Origin of the sequence: Methylosinus sp. R-45379, from assembly GCF_001644125.1 — a bacterium.
Lineage (GTDB): Bacteria > Pseudomonadota > Alphaproteobacteria > Rhizobiales > Beijerinckiaceae > Methylosinus.
This window is the reverse complement of the sequence record NZ_LUUM01000184.1, coordinates 1-2,101: the sequence shown is the minus strand read 5'-3', so window position 1 is coordinate 2,101 and position 2,101 is coordinate 1. Positions and strand designations below refer to the sequence as shown.

Below are 2,101 nucleotides of genomic sequence, written 5' to 3'. Positions count from 1 at the left end.
GTCACGGTCGGCTAATTCCCTTGTTGTCGCAGAGCGTGGCGGTCATTTGCCGACGAACTCGGGCGGTCGTCCTTCGGCCATCGCGCGTTTGCCTTCCGCTGCATCCTGGCTCGTGCGGACGGCCGTGAGGTCGCGCGTCGTCCGGCCGAGTATCTCCGATGGGCTCTGCACGAGCACATGATCGGTCACGAAATGCTTCATCGACTGCATGACGAGGGGAGCGCGCGCCGCGACGACGTGGGCGATTTCGAGCGCAGTTTCTATATGCTTTCCTCGTGGGGCGACGCGGTTGACGAGCCCGGCTTCATAAGCGCGGCGCGCCGAGATAGGCTGTGACAACAGCAGAACTTCCATCGCGATCTTGTGCGGAATGCGCACCGCGAGACCTGCTGCGAGGCCGCCCCAGGCCCCATGCGTTCCTTCTGGATAGCAGAAGTTTGCGCTTTCGTCTGCGACGCAGAGATCCGCGAACATGTTGAGAGTGAAGGCGCTGCCTTGGCATTCGCCGGCGACGGCGGTGACGATGGGCTTTTTCGTGACGGTTCCGATCGTCGGCATGCAGCGCCAGAGCTCCGTTACCGGGACATTTGGATCGGATCCGACCGAAAAATCGTCGCCGACGCCGGTCAGCACCGCGACGCGGCCATCGGAGGCGTCGAATTTGGCGAAGGCCTCTTGCAGTCCACGGACGACGTCGATGTCGATGGCGTTTCGTCGCTCTCGGCGGTCGATCGAAATAACAACGACATTTCCATGGGTGGCGATCGAGACGGCGGTCATGAACTTCTCTTTCAAACGCCTGGCGAGAGAATGATTTTCGAGGCCCGACGCGTCCGCGCCAACTCCAAGGCCTCGACGCCGTGATCGAGCGGCATGCGATGCGTGATCATGTGGCGAATACGTTCGCCTTCGGTCACAAGGCTGTCGAGCACACGCGGCCAGACATGGCGCGGCGCGCGTTGCGTGCCTCGGATTTGATGTCTTTCGCGTACGAGGCGGGTGAGATCGAGCGCAGCTCTGCGCGGGTGTATCCCCGCGACGACAAGAACGCCTTCCTTGCGCAAGAATGCGAGGCCTTCTTGAACCACCTCCGGAACGCCTGTCGCCTCGAAAATGATATCGAATTTCTGGTCTGCAAAGCGGGACGCCAATGCGGTTTCGAGATCGCCATCGCCAATGTCGATAAGGTCCCGAAGGCCGAGAGCGCGTAGCGTTTCGAAACGAAGAAGATCGTTCTTCCCCACCACGACGACCTCCGCGGCTTCGGCCATGCGGGCGTAGAGGGCGATCGCCTGTCCGATCGTGCCCGGACCGATGACGAGCACCCGATCGCCGCGCGTCACTCCGCCTTTCAGGACGGCTTCCTGCGCGACGGTCAATGGTTCAGCGAGCGCTGCGAGCTCGTCGTCGACGCCGTTCGGCGCCGCGAGGCAATTGACGACAGGCGCCGTGATCCAAGGCGCGAAGCCGCCGTCGGCGCTGGTGCCTTTGGCTGACCGACGCTCGCAAGATTCGGCTGCGCCGCTCAGGCAATGCGCGCAACTTCCGCATGGGGTGGAAGGGATTACGGCGACGAGCGCGCCGGGCGCCAATCCATTTGCGTCGCCAGCGACGTCGATCACGCGTCCCGCGAATTCGTGCCCGAGCGTCAGCGGAAGCAGTGGCGCCATGAAATCATAGCCGCCGCTCCATTCAAAGATATGCACGTCCGTCCCACAAACGCCGGCGGCAGTGATTTCGATAAGCGCCTCGCCGGGGCCTGGAACCGGGCGGGGAACCTCCCGAAACTCGACGCCGAAGGTCGGGGCTGTTTTTTGGAGAGCTTTCATGAATGACGATCCGATGAGCGTTCGGGTCAACGCCAGCTCAAGAGCGTGCGTTCGAGCGCTGCGATTACCGCCCCTGCGCATGTTCCGAGGAGAGAGAGCACGAGAACGCCGGCGAGGAGCTTCTCGGAGTCCATGATGTTGCCGGCGGCGAGAATATAGGCGCCGATCCCATATTGTGCGCCGATCATTTCGGCGGCGACGAGGAGCACGAGGCCGGTGGAAATAGTTATTCGCGCACAGGCCAACATGGCTGGGAGGGCGGACGGCAGCAC

The 2,101-nt window shown here is 62.7% G+C and carries 3 protein-coding genes; all 3 read right to left on the bottom strand.

The window, feature by feature from the left end; translation table 11 throughout:
- Window positions 1-42 precede the first annotated feature (42 nt).
- The 3 genes from A1351_RS08200 to A1351_RS26175 are packed head-to-tail and all read right to left on the bottom strand — an operon-like array spanning window position 43 to window position 2,077.
- Window positions 43-780 (bottom strand): enoyl-CoA hydratase-related protein, encoded by a 738-nt coding sequence (locus A1351_RS08200; RefSeq protein WP_064032735.1) that lies wholly within the window; start codon window positions 778-780, stop codon window positions 43-45.
- Between the two features lie 11 nt (window positions 781-791).
- The gene (locus A1351_RS08195) at window positions 792-1,829 is read right to left on the bottom strand and encodes a zinc-binding dehydrogenase (RefSeq protein ID WP_161913169.1); all 1,038 of its coding nucleotides are present in this window, start codon (window positions 1,827-1,829) and stop codon (window positions 792-794) included.
- A 26-nt stretch (window positions 1,830-1,855) separates the two neighbouring features.
- Window positions 1,856-2,077, bottom strand: a complete 222-nt coding sequence (locus A1351_RS26175) for a hypothetical protein (protein WP_371441470.1) — start codon at window positions 2,075-2,077, stop codon at window positions 1,856-1,858.
- Window positions 2,078-2,101: the final 24 nt, after the last annotated feature.

Bases quoted from the DNA above. Each gene is read 5' to 3' on its own strand.
- A1351_RS08200 (WP_064032735.1), bottom strand. From the start codon at position 780: ATGACCGCCGTCTCGATCGCCACCCATGGAAATGTCGTTGTTATTTCG.
- A1351_RS08195 (WP_161913169.1), bottom strand. From the start codon at position 1,829: ATGAAAGCTCTCCAAAAAACAGCCCCGACCTTCGGCGTCGAGTTTCGG.
- A1351_RS26175 (WP_371441470.1), bottom strand. From the start codon at position 2,077: ATGTTGGCCTGTGCGCGAATAACTATTTCCACCGGCCTCGTGCTCCTC.